A 24520-nucleotide genomic window follows, 5' to 3' on the forward strand; every position below is an offset into this window, starting at 1 on the left:
CAGACAAGAGCCTACGCCGCCTCGGCGCGTTTCCAGTCGAACGTCAGCTCCTCGCGAAACGCAAAGCGTTTGATGTGGTCGGCGACGACGCTTTCGAGGCGTTCGATAGAGCCGGGGTCGTCGCTCGATACGGTGATGTGCAGCGCAGCTCCATCGGCATCCATGATGGTGCGGCCGAGCGAAAGGTCGATGGCGCCATGATTGGGATCGAATTCCACGGGGAATTTGTGCGCCCAATGTTTGCACAATTGCTGCAGATAACGGCTTGCATGTGCGGTGGTGACATCGGCATGGCTGATCGTCATGAAGGGATCTCCGAGGGTGAAACGCACGAAACGGTGCCCGCTTTCGAGGCGGGCGCTATCGCCGCATAGATAGGCGCAAGCTCGCCCGCCGCCATAGGCCGGCTGCCGACCGCTCGAAAAGGTGATCGATCACCAGCTTCCGGTGTTCGGCATCGACGCCCACGGTTCGGCCTTTGCCTTCGCCGGACCTTTCTGCAGAAGTTCGATCGAGATTCCGTCCGGCGACTTGACGAAAGCCATGTTGCCGTCGCGCGGCGGCCGGTTGATGGTGACACCGCTGTCCATCAGCCGCTGGCAGGTGGCGTATATGTCGTCGACTTCATAGGCGAGGTGGCCGAAATTGCGGCCGCCCTTGTAGTCTTCCGGGTCCCAATTGTAGGTGAGCTCGACCAGCGGTGCTTTCTCGTCGATGCCGCTTTGCTCGTCTTCCGGCGCGGCCAGGAAGATCAGCGTATAGCGGCCCTGCTCGTTCTCGTAGCGGCGCACTTCCTTCAGGCCGAGCTTGTTGCAGTAGAAATCGAGCGAAGCATCGATGTCGGCGACGCGAACCATGGTGTGCAGATAGCGCATGTGATTTCCTCGACTTGTTGGGTTGCGGCGCAACATAGGGGTGGGCCGTCCAAAGGGCAAATCCCAGGCGGCTGCCGGCGCCGCCAAAGAACAAATCCGGTATTCGCATAATGAACCGTGAAAAAAGGCACGTCAGGTCTTGCACTCACCGGAAGCCGCAGTGTTAATCTGGTGTCAAGAATCAGTTGCGGTGTTCTTGAAAAAAGGGGGCATTCTTATGGGGGAAAAAGCCTCTTTGACGGGGCGGTCCGAAACCCTTGGCGACGCCATGAAGCGCGACGAAGGCGGCGATGCCGTCGATCTGACCGAAATATCCGGCGCCATCAAGTGGTTCGATGTAGCCAAGGGCTATGGCTTCATCCTCCCGGATGACGGCGTTTCAGGCGACATCCTCCTCCATGTGACATGCCTTAGACGGGATGGTTTCCAGACTGCTCTGGAGGGAGCGCGCGTTGTCTGCCTCGTCAAGCAGGGCGAGCGCGGATTGCAGGCTTTTCGGGTTCTCTCGATGGATGTCACCACAGCGGTCCATCCGGCGGAAATGCAGGAACAGCGCACCCATGTCTCGGTGACGCCCGAAAGCGGGCTGGAGCGTGCCTTGGTGAAGTGGTTCAACCGCACCAAAGGATTTGGTTTCCTGACCCGGGGCGAGGGCACCGAGGACATCTTCGTCCATATGGAGACCTTGCGTCGTTACGGCATCACCGAGCTTCGGCCGGGGCAGGTCGTGCTTGTCCGCTTCGGGCGCGGCGACAAAGGCCTTATGGCTGCCGAAATCCACCCCGATATGGGAACCTTGCCGGTCGCGCATTAGGGCGGTTGCCGAGGATTTTCGCATGACACATAGGAACTGGCTGACGGCGGGCGCAATGTGCGTCCTGGCTGCCGTCATCGTCGCCGCGGGCGCCTATTTCTATTCGCCTGCATCGACGGCGGCCGACAGCCGGGTGATGACCCTGCCGGTGGACCCGACGCCGCTGGTCGTGGCGACGAAAGGCGGAGATCGCTCCTTTTCCATCGAAATCGCCGACACCGATGCTGAACGCGAGGCCGGCTTGATGTATCGCCAGGACATGGCGGACGATCACGGCATGTTGTTCGTCTTCGACATGCAGCAGCAGGTCAACTTCTGGATGCAGAACACGCCGATGCCGCTTGACCTGGTTTTTATCGGCCAGGATGGCAAGATCCGGGCGGTCAAGCACGGCGAGCCGCAATCCCAGGCGCTCATTTCGCCCGGCGTGCCGGTGCGCTTCGTGCTTGAGCTCAAGGCGGGCACCGCCGCCAGGAACGGTATCGATTATGGCGACCTGGTGCGGCATCCGGCCGTTGGCACCATATCAGGCCCCGAGGTGCCGCCATCGGACAATGGCGATGCGCCGAACGGCGGTGGCGGTTGAGGACGCGGGCAGTATAGCCGATGCAGTTTTTTTCCCATGACGGGTTCGATATCGCCTTCCTCGACCGCCAGCCGGAATGGGGCCGGGGCGATCCTGTGCTGATGATCCATGGCTTTGCCTCCAGCCATTACGTCAACTGGGTTTCGCCCGGCTGGTTCAAGACGCTGAACGATGACGGCTACCGCGCCATTGCGCTGGACAATCGCGGCCACGGCTCGTCATCGAAAAGCTACGAAGAGGCAGATTACACCCCGGCCCGGATGGCCTCGGACGCGGCTGCTTTGCTCGATCATCTCGGCATCGGGCGCGCCCATGTCATGGGCTATTCGATGGGCGCGAGGATAGCGGCATTCCTGGCGCTGTCGGATCCCGACAAGGTGGCGACGCTGGTCTTCGGCGGTCTCGGCATCGGCATGATCGACGGCGTCGGCGATTGGGATCCGATCGCCGCAGCCCTTCTTGCCGACGATCCGGCCAAGACCACTCATCCCCGCGGCCGTTCGTTTCGCGCCTTCGCCGACCAGACTCGCAGCGACCGCCGGGCGCTCGCGGCCTGCATCGCCACCTCCCGCGAGTTGCTGAGCGAGGATGAAATCGCCCGGATCGCCCAGCCGACGCTGATCGCCGTCGGCACCACCGACGACATTGGCGGCTCGCCCGACGAACTTGCCGCACTGATGCCCAATGCCAAGGCTTTCCACATCGAAGGCCGTGACCATATGCTGGCCGTCGGCGACAAGACCTTCAAGCGGCGTGTGCTGGAATTCTACGCCGAAAATCCGCTTTGACCCGGCGCAAGAGCCCGATAAAACCTGATGCACAAGCCAGATGTCACGCTGGTTTTTGCAGCGCTTCGAGCGATCGGGTGAGATTCAGCCTGGCCTGCTGCTCGAAGCGCCGACGGAATTCCTCGCTGTGGAAGATGTGCGGGCGTGTCAGGAAGCTGTTCAGCACCGCGCCGCGTCCGGCCCGCCAGATCGGCTCCTCCACCCATTGATATTCGGCGCGGATCGCGCGCTCATAAGCATCGAATGCATCCGGCGCTGCGCCGAGGATCGACAGGTCCATGTCCAGGAAAAGAGCGGCGTCATGCATCGCGGCCGTGTCTTCGAAGCCCGGCAACTGGTGTGTTGCGGTGGCAAGGATCATGGCGCTGATGCGGCCGAGGCGCTGGGCGTCGATGCGGCCCGCGAGCTTTTTTTCCGCGAGCGCCGCGCTTTGCGCCTCATTGTCCTTGGCCCGGCTGTCGTAGACGGCGTCGTGGAACCAGATCGCCGCCTCGACGGCCTCGGGATCGCCGAGCAGCTTCCGGTACTCGCCGGCGAGCGCCAGCATCGCCTCGATATGGGCAAGGTTGTGGTAGTGGCGATCCCGTCCCTCATAGAGGACGGAAAGCTCGCGTTTGAGGGCATTGTCGAGCAAGAGTTCATTTTCCATGCCGGCTTGAATTCCCGCGAACCAAATCCATTTGACAGAGCACTAAGGAAAATTGAGTTCAATCGTGCTATGATCTGGCTTATATGTGCGGCCCGATATTAGGCAAGGCGGCAGGACGACGTCGATGAACAGCATCAGCATTTCCCGACACAGCGCGTTGCAGCCGGTCGATCCGATCTGGCGCTCGATCCGTGACGAAGCGATGGACGCGGTCAATCGCGACCCGCTGCTCGCCGCCTTCCTCTATTCGACCATCCTCAACCAGGAGAGCCTGGAGGAGGCGGTCATCCACCGGCTGGCCGAGCGGTTGGCGCACCAGGACATAGGCTCCGATCTCATCCGCCAGACCTTCAAGTCGATGCTGGCCGACGACAAGGACTGGCCGACCACCGTGCGTGTCGACATCCAGGCCTATTACGACCGCGACCCGGCCTGCGACCGCTTCATCATGCCGGTGCTCTACTTCAAGGGTTTTCACGCCATCCAGACCCACAGGCTGGCGCATTGGCTGTGGAATCAGGGGCGCAAGGATTTCGCGCTCTATCTGCAAAGCCGTTCGTCCTCGGTCTTCCAGACCGATATCAATCCGGCGGCCCGCATCGGCAAGGGCATTTTCATCGATCATGCCACCGGCCTGGTCGTCGGCGAGACAGCGGTCATCGAGGACGACGTATCGATCCTGCACGGTGTCACGCTCGGCGGCACCGGCAAGGCCGGCGGAGACCGTCACCCCAAGATTCGTCGTGGCGTCTTGATCGGCGCCGGCGCCAAGATTCTCGGCAACATCGAAATCGGCCATTGCTCCAAGATCGCCGCCGGTTCGGTGGTGCTGTCGCCGGTGCCGCATAACAAGACGGTCGCAGGCGTGCCGGCTCGCGTCGTCGGCGAGACCGGCTGCGACCAGCCGTCGCGCCAGATGGACCAGCTTCTGCCGTCGCAGACGATGGACCAGGTCGTCAGCTTCGACATCTAGTTTTACTGAGGGGCGTCGCGGAGTTTCGCACTGCTCGCGCCGGCGGCTTCGATTGCCGTGCAATACGGCGAGCTTGCCTTTACATGGCCATCGTCGACGTGTCAGAAGCGCCGTTCAAACGAGCAAGCCCGATGATCGGAGAAGACTGTTGAAGCCTGACGAAATCAGAAAGCTGGACGCCTATTTCAAGCGCGTCTTCCAGAACCCCAAGCTCGAGGTCAAGGCACGGCCGCGCAAGGAGGATTCGGCCGAAGTCTATGTCGGCGACGAGTTCCTCGGCATCGTCTTCAAGGACGAGGATGACGGCGACTACAATTTCTCGATGGCGATCCTCGACATCGATCTGGGCTGATCCCACCGGCCCATGGCGATGCCGGACGCAAACGCGACCGGCCTTTCCCGTCAATGTCCGGCCTTCAGGACACGCCCGGCCTCGGCGGTGATTGCCGCGTCAAGCGCCTGCCAATCCCCCAGAAATTCCTTCGGGAAGCGATAGGTGAGGCTGAGATCCTCGCCGACATGGATGTCGCGCTCGCAAGGCGCCAGCGATTGTTCTGCTGCCGGCCCGCTCAGGCAGCGGGCCACGAATGGGTCCTTGCCGGGCCGGTTGCCGACAACGAGCACCTCGTTGAGGTAACCTGATTTCGCGTTGAAACCGTAAATCGCCGTGCCGCCCGGACCTGCCGTGCCGGGCTGCACGATCAGCGCGCTGTAGATCGGCCCGAAACGTCCGCTCATGTCGCGAGACATCATCTGCTGTTCGAAGGACAGGAAGACGATGCTTTTGGCTGGCCCCGTGTGGTTGAAATCGCCGCGGGCGGCCTCGCTGTAGCCATCCATCTGGGGATAGCGCAGGTAGAGGTCGAGCCGCGAGGCGATGCCGTCGCGCCGCGCCTGTTCGAAACGGATAAAGTTGGCAGGCACGGCGATGACATTGTTGCCGACCACCACCTTGCGCATCGTCGCATCATCCGTGTAGCCGGCCATGGCGATCGAATGGCCGAACCATTTGCCGCCCAGGCTGATTGCGACCGACAGCAGGGCGAGTGCTGCAAAGGCGTAGAACACCCGCTTCATCAGCGTGGAATCGACCACGGTGAATTGGGGGTCGTCGGCGATCGCTGCCTGCTTCATCTCTGTCCCCGGATCCTGTCCCGTGACGGCACGCATCGCACGGCACGGCTCTTGCAGTCCTTCCAGCGACTGTGCGATTTCATGGTAAACGGAAGGTAAAGATGGGCCCGGTTGAGCTAACTGCGTTCGCTTTTCTTGTCGGGTTGACGGCTTGCGGGCTGGTCGGATCGGCGATGGAGTTGGTTGCCGGGCGCAAGGTCGCGTTCACCGAGCCTTATGTGTCCTCCGCGCACGTACTGCGTTCGCTCGCCGCCACCGCGTGCGCCGGGCCGTTCATGCTGGTCAACGATGCCTTGGACGCCCGCCGCGACGGTCGCATTTCGTCGGTGGCGCTGATTTCCTGTGGCTGCACGGCGGTCGCCTGGACGCTGGCGCTCGGCATCGTTCTTGTGGCCGTTGCGTGTTGGGAGGTGCCAACCTAGGGTCGTTCGACTTCTAGGCTTGAGACGAATCGGAGACCAGAAATGCCGCTTTATGCGATCGATGGCACCGAACCGAACTTCGCGGATGCGGGCTCAAACTGGATCGCGCCCGATGCGATGCTGATCGGCGACATCAGCATCGGCCGCAATGCCGGCTTCTGGTTCGGCGTCGTCATTCGCGGCGACAATGAGCCTGTCGTGATCGGCGCCGACACCAACGTGCAGGAGCACACGGTCATGCACACCGATCCCGGCTTCCCGCTGACCATTGGCGAAGGCTGCACGATCGGCCACCGCGCCATGCTGCATGGCTGCACCATCGGCGATAACAGCCTGATCGGCATGGGCGCAATCGTGCTCAACGGCGCCAGGATCGGCAAGAATTCGCTGGTCGGCGCCGGCGCGCTGGTCACCGAAGGCAAGGAATTCCCGGACAATTCGCTGATCGTCGGCTCGCCGGCCAAGGCGATCAGGGTCCTGGACGAGGCTGCGATTGCAAGGTTGCGGGCCTCGGCCGCGCACTATGTCGCCAACGGCAGGCGCTTCAAGGCGGGTTTGGAGAAGGTCTAAGCCAGAAATGGCGGAGCCGGCCCGGGGACGGGGCCGGCTCCTTGGACCCGGTCGTTGGGACGGGGAGGGTGGGGACTCGACCGGGTTTCTCCTTAGGCGCATCGCCTTGATGCGTAGCGCCTGGTCTCTGGTTCACGCGTGCCGGATCGACGCCGTCAGCGGACGCTGGCGACCGCGTCGGCGCGGCCGTCGTTGATCGTCACCCAGACGCCGGAATTGGTATCCGACTGTCGCTTGAGGTAGGTGTAGTCGGTGTCCGTCCAGGACAGGACCTTGGTTTCCAGATTGTCGAGGATGAACTCGCCGAGGCTGGTGCGCACGGTCAGCACCGCGTGGCCGTCACCGTTCGGCTGGCGCGCGACCGTCATCAACAGGTTGCCGGCCGGAACGCCGGCGTCCATCAGCTCGCGGCGCTTTTCCAGCGCGTAGTCCTCGCAATCGCCATAGCCGTTGTCGGGATAGGCCCAATATTCCTCGACGCCGTTGTTTTCCATGTCGGTGCGCGGCTTGACGCGGGTATTGACCGAATTGTTGATGCTGAGGATCGTCGCCCACAGCTTGCGGGTCAGTTCGACCGGCGCCCCCTTGGGCGTCCGCTCGCTGCATTCGCCCGGCATGCGCTGGCAGAATTCATAGTGGCCGACAGGCTGTGTGGTGCGGCCGCCGGTGTGCATATAGGCCGGTCCCGCGGCATATGCTGATCCCCAAGCGGAAAGCTGCATCGCCATCGCCATCAGCAACAGCTTGCCCCTCGTTTTCTTCATTGTTTTTGTCTCCCCGTTCGAGGGAGACATTGCCACAGGTGGATTTATTCGACGCAAAAGCGCGCAGTAGACATTGAGTAAAACGCCCCTAGAATAAGTATCAAAGTTGAAACTTTTGAACGGTCAATCGTTTAACGTTTCGGGGACTGAAGTGACTCTAATTGCGCTGTCGTGAAATACAAAAAAACCGGCCGCGAAGGCCGGTTTTGATCTGGACGCTGTTCGGCCTTCAGGCGCGCGGCGTGTTGAATTCCGAATCGAGCGTCTCAGGCCGCTGGATGACGGCGAATTCGATGGCGACGCCATCCTCGAAATGACGCACGATCTGTCCGCGCATGGTGCCGAGCATGACCTGGACGCCGATCGCCGGCTTGACATCGATCTCGATCGCGGCGCCGGAGAGCGACAGGTCGATGATGCGGCACTGGTACTGACGGCCGTCGGTGAGCTGCAGGATGCTGGTCGGGTTGCGGGGGGCGACGCGCTCGTGGCGGCGGTCTTCCGGCAGATCGAGCTCGTGCTTGTTGGCGAGCCACGTCAATTGCGCGGCGAGCTTGTCCTTCTTGCGGTCCGACGCAATCACCGTCATTGCGAAACCGTCCTGCAAGGTGCGGGTGACGACGCCTTCTATGCGGCCGATATGGTCGATATAGGCGATGACCTTTTCACCGGGCATGCCGATGCGGTCCGTGCGAAACGCGACGTTACCCGGCGACATATCGACGACCTGGCAAGGATGTTCGGTGCGGTCTTCCAGCATGAAGCGCCCGTATATCTTGACCCGGACGCGCTGAAAGTTACGTCTCTCAGCTTGGGACGGCGCGTAGTCGACCGCCGCTGACCTCATGACTGCCTACACCCCGTTTGGCATCCCCGCGCGCCGATGCCAGGGACTTCATCCCAGAACTACAGCAAAGCGGGTTAACAAAGGGGAAAAACGGGCAGGCGGGGCTGTAGGATCGTCAACTATTCCTCGCGCCCGCCATCGAAGACGACGAGGTGGCGGATGCGGCGCGCTCGGCCGAGCGCGGAGATGGTTTCGGGCGCCTCCAGTTCGGCGGGAACAAGCGAGGGAACGTCGATCGCCGGCCGGCTCGCCAGCAACTCTTTTTCGGGATCGATGACACGGATCGAATCGATCAACGCGTCCGTGAGCGGGTCGGCGCCCAGCCAGAACGGCTTCTCCACAGCGCTGATCACGCCAAGGCAACGCGGGTTTTCGACGCCGCCATCCAGCGGCAAGGCAAGCAGTTCGAACTTGTTGGAACGGCCGTTGCGGTTGAAGCCCTCGAACATGATCAGCACGACGGATTTCTGGTCGAACACGCCATGGATCAGCTTCGAGACCAGCCGCTGGTCCTTCTCGCGCCATAGCGAGGGAAAGGAGAACCCCTTGAGTTCGCGGCCATAGGAGGCGCAGAGCCTTGTGCCGGCCAGCCGGAACACCGCTTGCCCACGCGTGTCCCTTTCCAGGATGAAGGTGTCGGCCAGCAGCGACTTGATATCGGCCGGCTCCACTTCCGAGCGCTTCGGGGCAGGGCGTCCATCACGCAAGCGGTTCCAATACTGGAACAGCGTGATCGATCCGTTCTGGTTCATGCTAAGCAGCTCCGCGCATTCTGTCGTCTGATGTCCCATCGGTGAACAGAAGGGCGCCCTCCGATGACCTACATGCGTTGCGGAGCAGGAAGCGTGCCAGCGTCGTTAACACTTGTTCACGGGTCGGGGCCGTTAAGGTTAACAAGTGGTTTACGTTGCGCCCGGTCGAGCCGCGTGGCACACAAAAACCACTCCAGAAGCGGTCGTTTCGCGACGATCGGCAGCACTTCAGTCAAGAGTTCGGGGGAACAGGGGACTCGACAGCCGTTCAAGGGAAACCTTGGACGGCTTTCTTTTGATTCGGCACTTTTGATTCGCGCTCGGCGATTCGCCCTTTGTGGTCCGGCGGGCAGTGGTCTAGATGCTCGCAACAACAGATCCTGGACCGAGTGCTAGTGCGCATGAGTGAACCTGTAAGCCCACCGGAAATAGAACAGGCGGATCGCGAGCCCGAGCCGCGTCGCGAGCCGATCTTCAACCTGCCGCCGATCGTGCTGGCGGTGATCGCCATTTGCGTGGCCATCTACCTGTTGCAGCAATACGTGCTGAGTGATGCTCAGCAAATGACACTGCTTTACGATGGGGCCTTCATCCCTGTCCTCTACACCGGCCAATACGGCTTCGACTGGTTCCTGTTCACGCGGCCCTTCACCTATGCCTTCATGCATGGTGGATTTGCCCATATCGCCATCAACATGGTCTGGCTCGCTGCCTTTGGCTCGCCGCTGGCCAATCGGCTCGGAGCCTTCTGGTTCGCGTTGTTCTTCGCCGCGACGGGACTGGCTTCAGTGGCGCTTTTCTGGGCCATGCATCCATATGGCGAAGCGCCGCTGGTCGGCGCTTCCGGTGCGATATCGGGCATGATGGGAGCGGCGGCACGCTTTGGCTTCCGTACGGATCGTTCGGCGGGCAAAGCCGCTTTCGCCGGCCCCGTGCTGCCGATCGCAATGGTGCTGCGCTCGCGTGGCGTGATGATCTTCCTTGCCGTTTGGATGGTGATCAACCTTGTCACCGGCCTTGTCGGCTTCGCCCCCGGGGTCGACAGCCAGATCGCCTGGGAGGCTCACATTGGCGGCTTTGTCGCCGGCTTCTTCAGCTTGCGCTGGTTCGACAGGCGCTGGCAGCCGCTCGACTGGGAGACGACCGACCACCGCACTTGAAATGCAACCGATCGCGGCGCACGATGTTCACTCTTACGTGAAAGCCGGTCAGGGCAGGAACCGGTTGGCAAAGTAGAGGAGGACGCCATGACGGTTAAGGCCATTCTCGAGCAAAAAGGCCACGACGTGTTGACGCTCGGGCCGAACGAAAAACTAAGCGAGGCCATCCGCATCCTTGCCGAACACAGGATCGGGGCGCTGGTCATCACCAATGGAGACCGCAAGATCGTCGGCATCCTGTCCGAGCGCGACATCGTGCGCGTCGTCGCAAGGGAAGGCGCTGCCGCGCTCGACATAGCCGTTCGTTCCGCGATGACGCCGAAAGTGAAGATCTGCAACGAGAATCACACCGTCAACGAGGTGATGGAGATCATGACCCGGGGCCGCTTCCGCCATCTTCCGGTGGAAAAGGACGGCATGCTCGACGGCATCGTTTCGATCGGCGACGTGGTCAAGCGTCGTATCGAGGATGTCGAGCGCGAGGCTGAGGAAATCCGCGCCTATATCGCTACCGCCTGAGCGGCAAGCAACCGCCGGCCGCGCAAACGGCCGGCGGGCGATAGGCTACCTGTTGTCGAGTTCGGAGCGGACGAGTTGGAGCCCGCGCCGCGTGATGCGGTAGGGGCCGCCGTCCGACGACGAAACCGCTTTCTTGCGCTTCAGCTTCCGAACAGGTCGAGATCGACGCCGGGGTAGTGCCAGCCGTCGCGGGTCAGGCATTTGACGGACGCGATCCGCTTCTTCTCACTTTTTTCGATCTCGATGCGTCCGCCCTGCGCGAGCAGGTGCAGGACGCGTTGTTCAATACGCGAAATATCCATGGGAGAGTTTCCGGGAAAACAACAAAAGCCGCCGCCGCGAAGCTTCGCGGCGCGGGGTTTCAGGTTTTCTACCCTGCCTCGCTATGAGGTCAGGGCCTTACCGGGACTGAGCGTAAGTGGACATCCACTCTCCATTGGGATGGATGGCCTATAGGCGAAAGCGGCGGAAAAGGCCAGCGGGCGGCTTTACGCTTGTCTCGGGAGGCGGTTTGCACTAGCGAAGTTGCAAATCAGGATGTGCAAAACGCACGTTTCCATCGTTCTACTACGCAGGCCACCATGAGCATCATCGATACCCGCACGCCCGACGCGAAACGCCTGATCCCCGGCGCCACCGGCGACTGGGAAATCATCATCGGGCTCGAGGTCCATGCGCAGGTGACATCGGAAGCAAAACTGTTTTCCGGCGCTTCGACGTCGTTCGGTGCCGCCCCCAACGCCAATGTCAGCCTGGTCGATGCCGCAATGCCCGGCATGCTGCCCGTCATCAACGAGGAATGCGTCAAGCAGGCGATCCGGACCGGCCTCGGGCTGAAGGCGCAGATCAACCACAAGTCCGTCTTCGACCGGAAGAACTACTTCTATCCGGACCTGCCGCAGGGCTACCAGATCTCGCAGTTCAAGCAGCCGATCGTCGGCGAGGGCACGGTGATCGTCTCCGTAGGGCCCGACCGCCAGGGCGAGTTCGAGGACATCGAGGTCGGCATCGAGCGCCTGCATCTGGAGCAGGATGCCGGCAAATCGATGCACGACCAGCATCCGACCATGTCCTATGTCGATCTCAACCGCTCCGGCGTGGCGCTGATGGAAATCGTGTCGAAACCGGACATGCGTTCGGCCGACGAAGCCAAGGCCTATGTTACCAAGCTGCGCACCATCGTCCGCTATCTCGGCACCTGCGACGGCAACATGGACGAAGGCTCCATGCGCGCCGACGTCAATGTTTCGGTGCGCCGGCCGGGCGGCGAATTCGGCACGCGCTGCGAGATCAAGAACGTCAATTCGATCCGCTTCATCGGCCAGGCGATCGATTTCGAGGCGCGCCGGCAGATCGCCATCATCGAGGATGGCGGCACGATCGACCAGGAAACGCGGCTGTTCGACGCCGTCAAGGGCGAAACCCGTTCGATGCGCACCAAGGAAGAGGCGCACGACTACCGCTATTTTCCCGATCCCGATCTGTTGCCGCTGGAATTCGACCAGGCCTATGTCGAAGCGCTGGCCAAGGAGTTGCCGGAACTGCCCGACGACAAGAAGGCGCGATTGATCTCCTCGCTCGGCCTCTCGACTTACGATGCCTCGATCCTGGTGTCGGAAAAGCCGATCGCCGACTATTTCGAGAAGGTGGCCGCCGGCCGCGACGGCAAGCTCGCCGCCAATTGGGTCATCAACGACCTACTCGGACAATTGAACAAAGCTGGCAAGGACATTGAAAACGCTCCGGTTTCGCCAGACCAGCTCGGCGCTATCATCGACCTGATCAAGGATGGCACCATCTCCGGCAAGATTGCCAAGGACCTGTTCGAGATCGTCTGGAACGAGGGCGGCGACCCGCGCCAACTGGTCGAGAGCCGCGGCATGAAACAGGTTACCGACACCGGCGCTATCGAAAAAGCGGTGGACGAGGTGATCGCGGCCAACCCGGACAAGGTCGAGCAGGCGCGCGCCAAGCCGACCATGGCCGGCTGGTTCGTCGGCCAGGTGATGAAGGCGACCGGCGGCAAGGCCAACCCACAGGCCGTCAATGACCTGGTCAAGGCCAAGCTGGGCATCGAGTAGGCTATGTTCGTGCGCACCGCCGGGGATCGCGACCTCGCCGCCATCCGGGCGCTGCTGGTCGAGACTTGGCATGCGACTTACGACGCCATCTATGGCGCCGAACGGGTGACAGAGATCACCGATGCGTGGCATTCGATCGCCTCGCTCAAGGCGCGGCTGGCGAAGCCAAACAGCGAGTTCCTCGTCGCCGACGATGGCCAGCGCATTGGCGGCATGGCATTTGCCGAAGCGCTCGATGGCGGCGGCGTGGTCATGCTGAAGCAGCTTTACGTGCAGCCCGGCCTGCAGGGCCGGGGCATCGGCGGCATGCTTCTCGACGAGATCATCGAAAGCTTCCCTGAGGCCCGCGCCATCCGGCTGGAAGTGGAAGAGAAGAACACGCGCGCAATTGCCTTCTACCAGGCGAACGGCTTCGTCCAGACCGGCCGCACCGACAATTGCGGTTCGGCCCAATCCGCTATCCCGGCGCTCGTCTATGAAAGGCCGCTTGCCGCATAGCGGCGGACCTTTCGGGTGCGCAATCCGGCGGTCGAATTCAGCGATCGAGCCGCAGCCTAACTGGTGGAGACGTCCACATTGTCGATCAGCCTGGTCTTGCCCAGCCAGGCGGCGGCGAGCAGGCGGCCCTCGTGCCCGCGGCGCCACGGCGTCAGCGTCCGGCTCTCGCGAGCTTCGACATAATCGATCTTGTGGAAGCCGGCCGCGAGTAGGGCGCGGCTGGCTTCGCCTGTCGCGCCGTTCTGGTCGGCGCCGGCCGCCAGCGCCGCGGCTGCCTTGCGCAGGATCACGTTGAGCCGGCGGGCGATCTGGAGTTCGGCCTCACCGAGATAGGCGTTACGCGATGACATGGCGAGGCCATGCGCGTCGCGGATCGTCGGCGCGCCGATGATTTCGACGGGCAGGTCGAGGTCGCGGCAGAGCTGCCTGACGACGCACAATTGCTGATAATCCTTTTCGCCAAAGACCGCGACGTCGGGCGACGCCTGCAGGAGCAGCTTCGCCACGACGGTGGCGACGCCTTCGAAAAAGTCGGTCGAAAATCCGATTCGAGCCCGGCGGAGGGACCGCCGACCGAGATTTTGGTGGCAAAGCCGGCAGGATACATCTCACCAACCCCAGGCGTGTAGGCAAGATCGGCTCCGGCCAAAGCCAGCTGGTCGAGATCGCGGGCGAGCTGACGTGGATATTTGTCGAGATCCTCGCTCGGCGCGAACTGCGTCGGGTTGACAAAGATCGAGACGATGCAGCGCTCGGCTCTTTCAAGCGCGATCCTGACCAGCGATAGGTGCCCTTCGTGCAAGGCGCCCATTGTCGGCACCATGGCGACGCGAAGGCCGTCGCGCCGCCAGTCGCGGATCCGCGCGCGAAGGCCGGCGACCGTGTCGACGACGAGGGGCCGGCTCATCGGTTGTCCTTGCCCAAGGTGGCCGAAAACACATTTTCGGAACCGGGGAATGTCCGGTCTCGTACCTCCCTGGCGTAACGTGCGGCCGCCTGCGAGACCACGCTGCGCAAATCGGCGTACTCCTTGACGAATTTCGGCACGCGGTCGACGGTGAGCCCGACCATGTCGTCTATGACCAGGATCTGGCCGTCGCAAACGCCACTCGCGCCGATGCCGATAGTCGGAATGGCGATGCGGCGGGTGATTTCGGCCGCGACCGCTTCGACCGTGCCCTCGATGACCATCGAAAAGGCGCCGGCTTCTTCGACGGCGCGCGCATCGGCAAACAGCGCTGCCGCATTCTCGTCGGTCCGGCCCTTGATCCTGTAGCCGCCATCCTTCTCGACGGATTGCGGCAGCAGGCCGATATGGCCCATGACCGCGATGCCGGCATCGACGACCGCGGCGATCTGCCGGGCCATACCGACGCCGCCCTCGAGTTTCACAGCCTGGCAGCCGGTTTCGCCAACGATACGCCGCGCCGAGGCAACGGCTTGGGCAGCCGAATCCTCATAGCTGCCGGCTGGCATGTCGACGACGACGCAAGCCCTGGCCGAGCCGCGCATCACCGCTTGCCCATGCGCGATCATCATCTCCAGCGAGGCGCCCAGCGTCGTTTTGTGGCCATGCAGGACCATTGCGACGCTGTCGCCGACGAGGAGCAGATCGACATGCTCGTCGAGCAGGCGGGCGATGGGGTAGGTATAGGCGGTGAGACAGACGATCGGCACGTCACGCTTTCGGCGGCGAATGGCATCGGCGCCGATGCGAATGTCGGCGGTCGGCGATTTCCTGGCCAATCGTCACCTCCCTCGGCCAACGGTCGGCCGGATACCCGCACGGGGCGCGCGCAGAGCTTTAGAAAGGCTGAGGGTGCTTGGCAAGCACCATACGGCGCCGGCAATGCATCACAGGCTTGTGTCGCCTTACCGGCGCGCCATTTGCGCCCTCTTGGCGGCAAGCCCCTTGCCTTCACGAAGGGCTGACGCCATAAGCAGGAAACGGACGCCATCGGCGCGAGGGTTTGAAGATGAAGACTTTCCTTACGCAGTTTTTCACCTGGTGGAACGGCCAGACGCTTGGCACGCGCCTGCACACTTGGCGGCACGGCAGGAAGGTCGGGCAGGACGAGGTGGGCAACGTCTACTACGAAGGCGGTGTCGATTCCGAAGGACGCACGCGCCGCTGGGTCATCTATCGCGATTATTCCGAGGCTTCTTCTATCCCGCCCGGCTGGCACGGCTGGATTCATCACCGCGTCGACGTCGCGCCGCCGAGCGACGATTACAAGCCGCGCGACTGGCAGAAACCGCATCAACCGAACCTGACCGGCTCGCCCTCAGCCTATCGTCCGAAGGGCTCGGTGCTGACCAACCAGCACCGCCCGCAGGTCACCGGCGACTACGACGCCTGGACGCCCGGATCATAAGCGGGCGTCGATCCTTTATCGCCACAATTGGTGTTTAGCTGCTTGCTGATCAGAAAACGGCGACTAGCCTTTGTGATAGAGAATCACCCGGGCGCTAACCACCGGTATCCCTGCATGAGCATTTCCAGCCTGACATCGATGGGCGCACTGATGGTAGCCGCCGGGCTCACCGTTGGCACCGCGGCACTTGCCGCTTCGCCAACGCCGGCCGCACCCGCGCCAGCGCCGGGGTCGGATCGAATCACCAACCCGGTCGCCGAATTCGCCGGCATCGACAAGATCACCGGCCGCATCATCACCTTCGACGTCTATATCGACGAGACGGTGCAGTTCGGTGCTTTGCAGGTGACGCCGCGCGTCTGCTACTCCCGGCCGCAGAACGAGGAGCCGAAGACCGATTCTTTTGTCGAAGTCGACGAGATCACGCTCGACCGCAAGATCCGCCGCATCTTCACCGGTTGGATGTTTGCCGAAAGCCCTGGTCTCAATGCCGTGGAGCATGCCGTCTATGACGTCTGGCTGAAGGCCTGCAAGCAGAAGTCGGATGTGCCAGCGCCCGATGCGGCCAAGACCGACGCGGCCAAGTCCGATACCGCCCAGCCGAATGCCACGACCGCTCCGGCTGCGACCGAGCCGGAAGCAACGGAACCGCCTACGACCAGCACCAACTGATCCTTCGGAACCGCCCTGATGGCAACGCGTTGGGGCCCTGACGGCCATACGATGCGCGCCGGGAGGATTTTCCAATGTCTGCCAGAAAGCGGATCACCGCCAGCATCAAGGAACTGCTTGAGCTCGAAAAGGGCTTCTGGACAGGCGATTCGGCATTTTTCGCGGCCAATGCCGACACCGAGTGCCTTGTGGCATTTCCGCGGATGGCCCAGACCATGAGCAATGCCGATCTCGCCGAAACCGCCGCCGATCCCAAGCGATGGCGTGATCTCGAGATCGATCTCAAGGGCGTGGTCGAACCAGGCAGCGACATCGTCATCCTGGCCTATGAAGCGCATGCCGTGAGGGGCAATGGCGAAGCCTACGCGGCGCTGGTCAGCACCGGCTATGTCCATCGCGTCAACGGCTGGAAGATGATGTTCCATTCGCAGGCTCCGCTGGAAACGAAGGTCCGCTGACGGGCTGGATCATCAGGGGAAAAACACCGCTTCACCCTTCAGCGCGTCGGCCAGCATCTTCTCGTATTTGCCGCGCGGCACGTCGATTGCGCCGAAGCGCTTGAGGTGTTCGGTGGTGAACTGCGTGTCGAGCAGCGCGAAACCGCGCGCCTGCAGGCGTTCGACGAGATGCACAAGGCAGATCTTCGAAGCATCCGTTTCCCGGGAAAACATGCTTTCGCCGAAGAACACCCTCCCCAGGGAGACACCGTAGAGGCCGCCGACCAGCCGCCCCTCGCGCCAGGCCTCGACAGAATGGCAATGGCCGATGCGATGCAACTGCACATAGGCCTCGCGGATCGGCGCGTTGATCCAGGTGGAACGGCGCTCCTCGCGCCTTTCGGCGCAGCCATCGATCGTCGCCTCGAAATCGAAGTCGAAACGGATGTCGAAGAGGTTTCGCCGAAGCGCCTTCTTCAGACTTTTCGGCGTGTGGAAGCGGTCGAGCGGAATGATGCCGCGCGTCTCCGGCCGCACCCAGAACACTTCCGGATCGGCGGCGCTTTCGGCCATCGGGAAGACGCCCGAGGCGTAGGCCTTGAGCAGAAGGTCGGTCGGGATACGATAGCCTGGCGCGTAGGGGCGAGTCATCGCTTCATTATAGCGGCAAGTCCGGGGCTATTCGCCTTTGGCCAGATATTTTTCCAGCCAGTGGATGTCATAGTCGCCATTGGCGATGTCGGCGTTGCCGACGAGGTCGCGAAACAGCGGCAACGTCGTCTTGATTCCGTCGACGACGAATTCGTCCAGCGCCCGGCGTAGCCGCATCATGCATTCGACGCGGTTGCGCCCGTGCACGATCAGCTTGCCGATCAGGCTGTCGTAGTAAGGCGGGATCTTGTACCCTGAATAGACGCCGGAATCGACACGGATGCCAAGGCCGCCTGGCGTGTGGAAATGGGTGATCGTGCCGGGCGAGGGCGTGAAGGTGCGCGGATCCTCTGCATTGATGCGGCACTCGATGGCATGGCCCTGGAAGCGGATGTCTTCCTGCTTGACCGAAAGACCGCCGCCCGAGGCGACACGGATCTGCTCATGCACCAGATCGATGCCAGTGATAGCCTCCGTCACCGGATGCTCGACTTGCAGGCGCGTGTTCATCTCGATGAAATAGAACTCGCCATTCTCGTAGAGGAACTCGATCGTGCCGGCGCCGGAATAGCCGAGGTCGGCGATGGCGTTGGCGCAGATATCGCCGATGCGCGAGCGTTCCTCGGCGTTGAGGGCGGGTGAGTTGGCCTCTTCCCAGACTTTCTGGTGGCGGCGCTGCAAGGAGCAGTCGCGCTCGCCGAAATGCACGCCCCGGCCAAAGCCGTCGCCGAACACCTGAACCTCGATATGACGCGGCTTTTGCAGGTACTTTTCAATATAGACGGCGTCATCGCCGAAGGCCGCGCCCGCTTCCGAGCGGGCCGTCTGCAAGGCGACTTCGAGGTCGGCCTCGGTATGCGCCACTTTCATGCCGCGTCCGCCGCCGCCGGCCGACGCCTTGATGATCACGGGATAGCCGATCTCTGCAGCGATGCGTTTGGCCTCCTTTTCCTCGGTCACCGCACCATCGGAGCCGGGAACCACCGGAATGCCGAGGCGCTTGGCGGTGCGCTTGGCTTCGATCTTGTCGCCCATGATGCGGATATGGTCACCGGTCGGACCGATAAAGGTAATGTTATGCGCGGCCAATATGTCGGAAAACTTGGCGTTCTCCGACAGGAAACCGTAGCCGGGATGCACGGCGTCGGCGCCGGTGATCTCGCAGGCGGCGACGATCTGGTGGATATTGAGGTAGCTGTCGCGCGATGGCGGTGGCCCGATGCATACGCTCTCGTCGGCGAGCCGAACATGCATGGCGTCGGCGTCGGCGGTCGAGTGCACCACCACCGTCTGGATGCCAAGCTCCTTGCAGGCACGCAGCACCCGAAGCGCGATTTCGCCGCGATTGGCGATGAGAATCTTCTGGAACATTAGGGCCGCTCTACTCGATCACGACGAGCGGCATGCCGTATTCGACCGGCTGTGCGTCCTCGAACAGGATCGCCGTCACCGTGCCGGCGCGCGGCGAGGGGATCTGGTTCATCGTCTTCATCGCTTCGATGATCAGCAGCGTCTGCCCTTCCTTGACGTTCTGGCCGATCTCGATGAACGGCTTGGCATCCGGCGAGGGCGCCAGGTAGGCGGTGCCGACCATGGGGGAGGCCACGGCGTTTTTCGACACGTCGGCCGCGGCCGGAACGGCTGCGGTGGCAGGTTGGGCCGCCGGCGCCGGCGCAAAGGCCGGCTGCGGCGCGGCTATCGCGTGAACGGCCGGTGCCTGCCGCGATACGCGCACCTTCAGGTCACCCAGCTCGACTTCGATCTCGGTGAGATTGGTGTCGTTCAGTATGCCCGCCAGGTCGCGGATCAGCTGCTGGTCAACACCGGTCTTCTTTATCGACATTTTCGAGCCTTCTGTTTGTTGGCCGGTCATAGGCGTGCGGCCAGCGCCTGAAGCGCCAGCGTGTAGCCGAGCGGCCCAAAGCCACAGATCATGCCGACAGCGACCGGCGCGACCATGGAGACGTGGCGGAATGATTCCCGCGCATGGATATTGGAAAGATGGACCTCGGCGACCGGCAGCGGCGCCACGGAACGAATGGCGTCGTGAATCGCGATCGAGGTGTGGCTATAGGCGCCGGGATTGATGACGATGCCGGCGGCCTTGTCGCCGGCTTCCTGGATCCAGTCGACGAGGTCGCCCTCGTGGTTCGACTGGCGGAAATCGATTTCGAGCCCGAGCGCCGCGCCCGCCTCTCTGCAGTCGTCCGCGATGGTGGCAAGCGTCTTGCCGCCATAGATGCCAGGCTCGCGCTTGCCGAGCGCGTTGAGATTGGGACCGTTCAGGACGAAAACCGTTTTCAAAAAATGCCGACCTTTTCCGGCACCGGCGTCAAACCGGCGCTGGGCCCTCTATAATGGGCATAGACGCCCGCGGAAAGAGCGCAAGTGCGTTCTTTCACTGTCCACAACAGGCGGAAATGCGCCCGTGAAGAAAACCCGCGGCCGATCAAAGCGCGGCTTTCGCCGCCTCGATCTTCTCCGCCAGGACTTCCTGTCCGAGCGCCCCGAACACGACCTCGTTGCCGACGACATAGGACGGCGTTCCGGTGATCGCCAGCTTGTTGGCGAGATCGTAGGTCTTGGAGAAGGCTTCGGTGATGGACGGGTCCTTCATCTTTTCACGCAGCGTCGCTTCGTCGGCGCCGAGCGAAAGCGCGACCTTGATCGCCGCCGCCTCGGTGGCGCGTCCCTGGCCGCCGAGCAGCGCATTGTGGAACTCGCCGTACTTCTGCGGCATCATCAGGTGGAAGGCCATCGAGACGACGCTGGCCTTCTGCGAATCCGGGCCGAGGATCGGGAACTCCTTGAGCACGAAACGCAGGTCCGGATCGGCCTTGGTCAGCGCCTGCATGTCTTCGATGGCGCGTTTGCAGAAGCCGCAATTGTAGTCGTAGAACTCGACGATCGTGACCTTGCCTTTCGGGTTTCCGACCACGCCGTCGAAGGAGGAGTTGAAGATCTGCTCCTTGGCGCCCTTGATGACGCCGAGATGGGCAATGCGCTGCTCTTCTTTCTGCTTGGCCTCGAGCGCATCCTGGACTTCCAGCAGCACTTCCGGATTCTTCAGGAGATAATCGCGGATGATGCCTTCGACCTCGGTGCGGTCGATCTTGGTATCGGCCGCTGCCGTCTGAAGCGGTTGCGCCGCACCGGCTTCCGCGATTTGCGGGCTGCCGGCCACGAAACCGAACGCCAGCATGGCAAGGGCTATCGCAACTCCCGTGGTGCCCAGCAGCAGTGCCTTTTTCATCGTTCCGTTCCTTTGCCTGTTTTCCGGTCTGGCTGCGTCGCAGCGCACGGCCGGAAGGTTCACTATACCTTGCCCGACGGCTTGTAGTTTATGATGTCCTGGGCGCGTATCCATCGCGGCTCGCCGCGTTTGAGTTGCTGCTGCGCTCGCATGGCGAAGATCTTCGCATCCTTGTAGTTACCGGAATAGAAATGACCCTCGGCCGTGGCGAGCTCGGCGCCCGGTATGTCTCCCAATTCGCCATAGGCCTGCGCCAGATAGCGGTATCCCACGGAATTTTCCTTGTCGCGTCGCAAGCCGTTGTTGATCTGCACCACGGCCTTTTTCAGAGCGTCTGGGGTGCCCGTCGCCATCAACGCCTGGCCGAGCGAAACCGGCAGCAATCCAGATCGCGCCTTGTCGAGGCTGACTGCCTTGGCGTAGGCATCGGCAGCTTCCTTGGGCTTGTTCGCCTTCATCAATATATCGCCGCGCAATTCCTGGAAATAGGCGTTGCCGGGCTGGGCTTTGATCAAGGCGTTGGTCTTGGCGAGTGCGGTGGCGATGTTGCCGAAAAGATAGGCCGATTGGGCCTCGCCATACTGCGCGGCAAGGCTGCCCTGCATCTTTCGCATCAGCCGCGACGCGGCGGCCTGGCCTTCCATGTAGACAGCGATCTTCACCCGCATCATGTCGTGGCGCAATTGCAGTGCCGGCGCATCGACCTTGTCGAGATAGGGGCTCTGCTTGACCAGCACTTCGAGGTTGGAGATTCGATCGCGCGGCATTGGATGGCTGATCCGGTAGGGATCGACCTGCGCGCCCGACAGCGACAAGGCCGTCTGGAAACGCTGAAACGTCTTCAGCATGCCCATGCCGGACTGGCCGGTGGCGTTGAGATAGGTGATCGCCGAGCGGTCGGCCGTCATTTCCTCGGTGCGCTGATAGGCGAGAATGCTGCGCTGCGCCATCTCGCCGCCGCCAGCCGCCACGCCCACGCCGGCGCCGGCAAGTCCGCGGCTGTTGGTGGTCGCCCCGGCGACCATGGCGCCGGCGCCCAGCAAGGTTGCGATGATGGCCATCGTCTTGGCGCGCTCGAGCTGGTCACGCAGTTTCTGCTGGTGGCCGCCGGCGATATGGCCGGCCTCGTGGGCGATGACGCCGATGATCTCGTTGGGCGTTTCGGCTTCCATCAAGGCGCCCGTGTTGATGAACAGCCTGCGTCCGGTGACGAAGGCATTGAAGCTCTGGTCGTTGACCAGGACGATGTCGATGCCGTCATTCGCCAGACCGGCGGCCTTGAAGATCGGGCGGGCGTAGTCGCGCACCAGCGCCTCGATCTCGGCATCGCGCACCACCGGCACGTTCTGGGCCAAGGCGCTGATGGAACCAGACACCGCGACAGCGACGCCAAGCGAAAGCGTCGCAACGACGCGCGCTACCCGGGCAACCATCGATTTGGGTCGGCTCAACATGACGTGTCCACTGGTAGACGAGCGGGCGAAAGATGAAAAGTCGGCACCGGAAAAACTTCCTCAACTTGTGATCCTCACACCAATCGGGCATTTGTGCGGCGCATGCGCCAGGACGTGGTGCGCTCAATCGTCGGATCGAGGTCAAAATGGTCGTTTCGCTCTCACGCCGTGGCAATGTCGAACCCTTCCACGCCATGGATGTGCTGGCCGAGGCGAACCGGCTGAGAGCGACGGGCGCGCCGGTCATTTCCATGGCCGTCGGCCAGCCGTCCGATCCGGCTCCGGCCCGCGTTCGTGCCGCGGCGGCCAGGGCTTTGCAGGACGGGCGTATTGGCTATACCGATGCGCTGGGCCTGGCTGGATTGCGCAAGGCGATCGCGGAACACTATGGGGATCACTACGGGCTTGATGTCGCGCCCGACCGGATCGCGGTCACCACGGGATCCTCGGCCGCCTTCAATCTCGCCTTCCTGGCAATGTTCGATCCCGGTGACCGCGTCGCCATCGCAGCGCCCGGCTACCCCGCCTATCGCAACATCATGGCGGCGCTGGGCATCGAAGTGATCGAGATAGAGCTCGGCGACGCGGCCTATCTTCATGCCGCTCACCTGGAGACCGCGCATCGCGAAAAACCGCTGAAGGGCGTGCTGTTCGCAAGTCCCGCCAACCCGACCGGCGCGGTCATTCCGGCCGATGATCTCGCGGACCTGGTCCGGACGGCGGAGGCGCTCGGCATTGCCGTCATCTCCGACGAGATCTACCACCGGCTGGCCTATGCGGCGCCCGACACCACGGCACTCGCCTTTGGCACCGGTGTCACGGCGATCAACTCCTTCTCGAAATACTATTGCATGACCGGCTGGCGCATCGGCTGGATGGTGCTGCCGGAAGCGCTGGTGCGGCCCATCGAGCGCATTGCGCAGAGCCTCTACATCTCGCCGCCGGAACTGTCGCAGGTCGCTGCAATCGAGGCCTTTGCCGCTACCGAGGAGCTGGAAGCGGTCAAGGGTCGCTATGCCTGGAACCGCGAGCTCCTGATGACGCGTCTGCCGGAGCTCGGCTTTCCGCTGGCCGCACCGATGGATGGCGCCTTCTATGCCTTTTGCGACGTCACCCGGCACAGCAATGACAGCATGGCTTTCGCCCGCAAGATGCTGGCCGAGGCGCATGTCGCGGCCACGCCCGGCCGTGATTTCGACACCCAGGCCGGGCACCGCACCATGCGTTTTTCCTATGCCGGCAGCCATGACGACATGGTCGAGGCATTGGCGCGCATCGAACGCTGGCTGAGGTAGATACATGCCGGAACTCGAGCAGGCCCTGGCCGAAGTCGCGGCCGAAATGGCCGAACGCACCGATCGCGGCGAGGTTGCCACCTATATCCCGCAACTCGGCAAGGTTGATCCCAAGAAATTCGGCATCGCAGCGGTCACCAATGACGGCCGTGTGCTGATGGCGGGCGACGCCGACCAGCCCTTTTCGATCCAGAGCATCTCGAAGGTATTCACCTTGACGCTGGCGCTGGGCAATGTCGGCGATGCGCTGTGGAAAAGGGTCGGGCGCGAACCCTCGGGCAATCCGTTCAACTCGATCGTGCAGCTCGAGCATGAGAACGGCATTCCGCGCAATCCCTTCATCAATGCGGGCGCTATCGTCATTTCCGACATCCTGCTTGCCGGTCATCAGCCGCGCGAGGCGATCGGCGAGATCCTGCGCTTCATCCAGTTCCTCGCCGACGACGAGACCATCATCATCGACCGCGAGGTTGCGGCGTCGGAGCGCGCCACCGGCTATCGCAACTTCGCGCTCGCCAACTACATGAAATCCTTCGGGAATCTTCATCATGCGCCGGAGCTGGCGCTCGGCGTCTATTTCCATCATTGCGCCATCGCCATGAGCTGCCGGCAGCTGGCGATGGCCGGCCGGTTCCTCGCCAATGGCGGCAAAAATCCGGCGACCGGACATTCCGTGGTGTCAGTCGAGCGGGCACGCCGCATCGGCGCCATGATGCTGACCTGCGGCCATTATGACGGCTCCGGTGATTTTGCCTTCCGCGTCGGCATTCCGGGCAAGAGCGGCGTCGGCGGCGGCATATTGGGCATCGTGCCCGGCGTCGCCTCGCTCGCCGTCTGGTCGCCCGGCCTCAACGCCAACGGCAATTCCAGGCTGGGCTCGATCGCCCTGGAAAAGCTCGCCAGGATGATGAACTGGTCGATCTTCGCGCCGTAACGTTCCGGCAAACCAGA

The 24520-nt window shown here is 62.6% G+C and carries 30 protein-coding genes and 2 pseudogenes; 16 read left to right on the forward strand and 16 right to left on the reverse strand.

Features of this window, described 5'->3' with window-relative positions; all coding sequences use genetic code 11:
• Positions 1-11: 11 nt before the first annotated feature.
• Together ACIU1A_RS10025 and gloA are read right to left on the reverse strand one after the other, a co-directional pair.
• Positions 12-305, reverse strand: a complete 294-nt coding sequence (locus ACIU1A_RS10025) for a DUF2218 domain-containing protein (protein WP_140522099.1) — start codon at positions 303-305, stop codon at positions 12-14.
• 129 nt (positions 306-434) lie between these two features.
• The gene (gloA, locus tag ACIU1A_RS10030; RefSeq protein WP_140522101.1) at positions 435-875 is read right to left on the reverse strand and encodes a lactoylglutathione lyase; all 441 of its coding nucleotides are present in this window, start codon (positions 873-875) and stop codon (positions 435-437) included.
• Positions 876-1143: 268 nt separating this feature from the next.
• On the opposite strand from gloA, the gene ACIU1A_RS10035 reads away from it, so the two are divergent.
• From ACIU1A_RS10035 to ACIU1A_RS10045, 3 genes are read left to right on the forward strand one after another with little or no spacing between them, the layout of a single operon-like run.
• The gene (locus tag ACIU1A_RS10035) at positions 1144-1689 is read left to right on the forward strand and encodes a cold-shock protein (protein WP_181165163.1); all 546 of its coding nucleotides are present in this window, start codon (positions 1144-1146) and stop codon (positions 1687-1689) included.
• A gap of 22 nt (positions 1690-1711) precedes the next feature.
• Positions 1712-2275 carry a DUF192 domain-containing protein gene (locus ACIU1A_RS10040; protein ID WP_404927226.1) on the forward strand — a complete coding sequence of 188 codons (564 nt, stop codon included), beginning with the start codon at positions 1712-1714 and terminating at the stop codon, positions 2273-2275.
• A 20-nt stretch (positions 2276-2295) separates the two neighbouring features.
• Positions 2296-3063: an alpha/beta fold hydrolase gene (locus ACIU1A_RS10045; protein ID WP_404927227.1), complete on the forward strand. Its 768-nt coding sequence runs from the start codon at positions 2296-2298 to the stop codon at positions 3061-3063.
• Between the two features lie 43 nt (positions 3064-3106).
• Here the strand turns inward: ACIU1A_RS10045 and ACIU1A_RS10050 are convergent, their stop codons facing one another.
• Positions 3107-3712: a hypothetical protein gene (locus tag ACIU1A_RS10050; RefSeq protein ID WP_140493701.1), complete on the reverse strand. Its 606-nt coding sequence runs from the start codon at positions 3710-3712 to the stop codon at positions 3107-3109.
• Positions 3713-3836: 124 nt separating this feature from the next.
• Here ACIU1A_RS10050 and cysE point away from each other — a divergent pair, with 124 nt between their 5' ends.
• Both cysE and ACIU1A_RS10060 read left to right on the forward strand, forming a co-directional pair.
• On the forward strand, positions 3837-4685 hold the full coding sequence (gene cysE, locus ACIU1A_RS10055) for a serine O-acetyltransferase (RefSeq protein WP_140493699.1): 849 nt from the start codon (positions 3837-3839) through the stop codon (positions 4683-4685).
• Between the two features lie 148 nt (positions 4686-4833).
• Complete coding sequence (locus ACIU1A_RS10060; RefSeq protein WP_019857879.1) at positions 4834-5037, forward strand: DUF3126 family protein; 204 nt, start codon at positions 4834-4836, stop codon at positions 5035-5037.
• Between the two features lie 50 nt (positions 5038-5087).
• Here ACIU1A_RS10060 and ACIU1A_RS10065 read toward each other — a convergent pair whose 3' ends face one another.
• Positions 5088-5819 (reverse strand): hypothetical protein, encoded by a 732-nt coding sequence (locus ACIU1A_RS10065; RefSeq protein WP_404927228.1) that lies wholly within the window; start codon positions 5817-5819, stop codon positions 5088-5090.
• 101 nt (positions 5820-5920) lie between these two features.
• On the opposite strand from ACIU1A_RS10065, the gene ACIU1A_RS10070 reads away from it, so the two are divergent.
• Positions 5921-6241, forward strand: a complete 321-nt coding sequence (locus ACIU1A_RS10070; protein WP_140493695.1) for a DUF6949 family protein — start codon at positions 5921-5923, stop codon at positions 6239-6241.
• Between the two features lie 42 nt (positions 6242-6283).
• Entirely contained in the window at positions 6284-6811 is a 528-nt protein-coding gene (locus ACIU1A_RS10075) for a gamma carbonic anhydrase family protein (RefSeq protein WP_404927229.1), read from the forward strand.
• Between the two features lie 155 nt (positions 6812-6966).
• On the opposite strand, the gene ACIU1A_RS10080 is transcribed toward ACIU1A_RS10075, so the two are convergent.
• From ACIU1A_RS10080 to ACIU1A_RS10090, 3 genes are all read right to left on the reverse strand, one after another.
• Positions 6967-7575: a transglutaminase-like cysteine peptidase gene (locus tag ACIU1A_RS10080; protein ID WP_140493691.1), complete on the reverse strand. Its 609-nt coding sequence runs from the start codon at positions 7573-7575 to the stop codon at positions 6967-6969.
• A 229-nt stretch (positions 7576-7804) separates the two neighbouring features.
• Entirely contained in the window at positions 7805-8422 is a 618-nt protein-coding gene (locus ACIU1A_RS10085) for a PilZ domain-containing protein (RefSeq protein WP_404927230.1), read from the reverse strand.
• A 119-nt stretch (positions 8423-8541) separates the two neighbouring features.
• Positions 8542-9174: a PAS domain-containing protein gene (locus tag ACIU1A_RS10090; RefSeq protein ID WP_404927231.1), complete on the reverse strand. Its 633-nt coding sequence runs from the start codon at positions 9172-9174 to the stop codon at positions 8542-8544.
• Between the two features lie 401 nt (positions 9175-9575).
• Here ACIU1A_RS10090 and ACIU1A_RS10095 point away from each other — a divergent pair, with 401 nt between their 5' ends.
• Positions 9576-10334, forward strand: a complete 759-nt coding sequence (locus ACIU1A_RS10095; RefSeq protein WP_140561017.1) for a rhomboid family intramembrane serine protease — start codon at positions 9576-9578, stop codon at positions 10332-10334.
• Between the two features lie 87 nt (positions 10335-10421).
• Positions 10422-10853, forward strand: a complete 432-nt coding sequence (locus ACIU1A_RS10100; protein ID WP_140493682.1) for a CBS domain-containing protein — start codon at positions 10422-10424, stop codon at positions 10851-10853.
• A gap of 45 nt (positions 10854-10898) precedes the next feature.
• Here the strand turns inward: ACIU1A_RS10100 and ACIU1A_RS10105 are convergent.
• A pseudogene (locus ACIU1A_RS10105) lies at positions 10899-11155 on the reverse strand (YjhX family toxin).
• 279 nt (positions 11156-11434) lie between these two features.
• On the opposite strand from ACIU1A_RS10105, the gene gatB reads away from it, so the two are divergent.
• Together gatB and ACIU1A_RS10115 are read left to right on the forward strand one after the other, a co-directional pair.
• The gene (gatB, locus tag ACIU1A_RS10110) at positions 11435-12934 is read left to right on the forward strand and encodes an Asp-tRNA(Asn)/Glu-tRNA(Gln) amidotransferase subunit GatB (protein ID WP_140493678.1); all 1500 of its coding nucleotides are present in this window, start codon (positions 11435-11437) and stop codon (positions 12932-12934) included.
• 3 nt (positions 12935-12937) lie between these two features.
• A complete protein-coding gene (locus tag ACIU1A_RS10115) occupies positions 12938-13432 on the forward strand; it encodes a GNAT family N-acetyltransferase (protein WP_140561020.1) in 495 nt (164 codons plus the stop codon).
• Between the two features lie 56 nt (positions 13433-13488).
• Here ACIU1A_RS10115 and panC read toward each other — a convergent pair.
• Together panC and panB are read right to left on the reverse strand one after the other, a co-directional pair.
• Positions 13489-14339: pseudogene (gene panC / locus ACIU1A_RS10120) on the reverse strand (pantoate--beta-alanine ligase).
• On the reverse strand, positions 14336-15178 hold the full coding sequence (gene panB / locus ACIU1A_RS10125; RefSeq protein WP_404927232.1) for a 3-methyl-2-oxobutanoate hydroxymethyltransferase: 843 nt from the start codon (positions 15176-15178) through the stop codon (positions 14336-14338). The pseudogene panC and the gene panB overlap by 4 nt, the downstream one beginning before the upstream one ends.
• A gap of 230 nt (positions 15179-15408) precedes the next feature.
• Here panB and ACIU1A_RS10130 point away from each other — a divergent pair, with 230 nt between their 5' ends.
• The 3 genes from ACIU1A_RS10130 to ACIU1A_RS10140 all read left to right on the forward strand — a co-directional run bounded on the left by ACIU1A_RS10130 (position 15409) and on the right by ACIU1A_RS10140 (position 16937).
• A complete protein-coding gene (locus ACIU1A_RS10130) occupies positions 15409-15807 on the forward strand; it encodes an NADH:ubiquinone oxidoreductase subunit NDUFA12 (protein ID WP_140493670.1) in 399 nt (132 codons plus the stop codon).
• Between the two features lie 114 nt (positions 15808-15921).
• A complete protein-coding gene (locus tag ACIU1A_RS10135; RefSeq protein ID WP_404927233.1) occupies positions 15922-16479 on the forward strand; it encodes a DUF2155 domain-containing protein in 558 nt (185 codons plus the stop codon).
• A gap of 74 nt (positions 16480-16553) precedes the next feature.
• Positions 16554-16937: a hypothetical protein gene (locus tag ACIU1A_RS10140; RefSeq protein WP_140762323.1), complete on the forward strand. Its 384-nt coding sequence runs from the start codon at positions 16554-16556 to the stop codon at positions 16935-16937.
• Between the two features lie 12 nt (positions 16938-16949).
• On the opposite strand, the gene aat is transcribed toward ACIU1A_RS10140, so the two are convergent.
• From aat to ACIU1A_RS10170, 6 genes are all read right to left on the reverse strand, one after another.
• Positions 16950-17567, reverse strand: a complete 618-nt coding sequence (gene aat, locus ACIU1A_RS10145) for a leucyl/phenylalanyl-tRNA--protein transferase (protein ID WP_404927234.1) — start codon at positions 17565-17567, stop codon at positions 16950-16952.
• Between the two features lie 27 nt (positions 17568-17594).
• On the reverse strand, positions 17595-18938 hold the full coding sequence (accC, locus tag ACIU1A_RS10150; protein WP_140493663.1) for an acetyl-CoA carboxylase biotin carboxylase subunit: 1344 nt from the start codon (positions 18936-18938) through the stop codon (positions 17595-17597).
• A 10-nt stretch (positions 18939-18948) separates the two neighbouring features.
• On the reverse strand, positions 18949-19410 hold the full coding sequence (gene accB / locus ACIU1A_RS10155) for an acetyl-CoA carboxylase biotin carboxyl carrier protein (protein WP_140493661.1): 462 nt from the start codon (positions 19408-19410) through the stop codon (positions 18949-18951).
• Positions 19411-19436: 26 nt separating this feature from the next.
• Positions 19437-19871 (reverse strand): type II 3-dehydroquinate dehydratase, encoded by a 435-nt coding sequence (gene aroQ / locus ACIU1A_RS10160; RefSeq protein WP_140493659.1) that lies wholly within the window; start codon positions 19869-19871, stop codon positions 19437-19439.
• Positions 19872-20016: 145 nt separating this feature from the next.
• A complete protein-coding gene (locus tag ACIU1A_RS10165; RefSeq protein ID WP_140493657.1) occupies positions 20017-20820 on the reverse strand; it encodes a DsbA family protein in 804 nt (267 codons plus the stop codon).
• A gap of 62 nt (positions 20821-20882) precedes the next feature.
• Positions 20883-22274 carry a M48 family metalloprotease gene (locus ACIU1A_RS10170; protein ID WP_140493655.1) on the reverse strand — a complete coding sequence of 464 codons (1392 nt, stop codon included), beginning with the start codon at positions 22272-22274 and terminating at the stop codon, positions 20883-20885.
• Between the two features lie 146 nt (positions 22275-22420).
• On the opposite strand from ACIU1A_RS10170, the gene ACIU1A_RS10175 reads away from it, so the two are divergent.
• The gene (locus tag ACIU1A_RS10175) at positions 22421-23569 is read left to right on the forward strand and encodes a pyridoxal phosphate-dependent aminotransferase (RefSeq protein WP_140517636.1); all 1149 of its coding nucleotides are present in this window, start codon (positions 22421-22423) and stop codon (positions 23567-23569) included.
• Positions 23570-23573: 4 nt separating this feature from the next.
• Positions 23574-24503 (forward strand): glutaminase, encoded by a 930-nt coding sequence (locus tag ACIU1A_RS10180; protein WP_404927235.1) that lies wholly within the window; start codon positions 23574-23576, stop codon positions 24501-24503.
• Positions 24504-24520: the final 17 nt, after the last annotated feature.

This window comes from Mesorhizobium maamorense, from assembly GCF_044998965.1.
Taxonomy (GTDB): domain Bacteria; phylum Pseudomonadota; class Alphaproteobacteria; order Rhizobiales; family Rhizobiaceae; genus Mesorhizobium.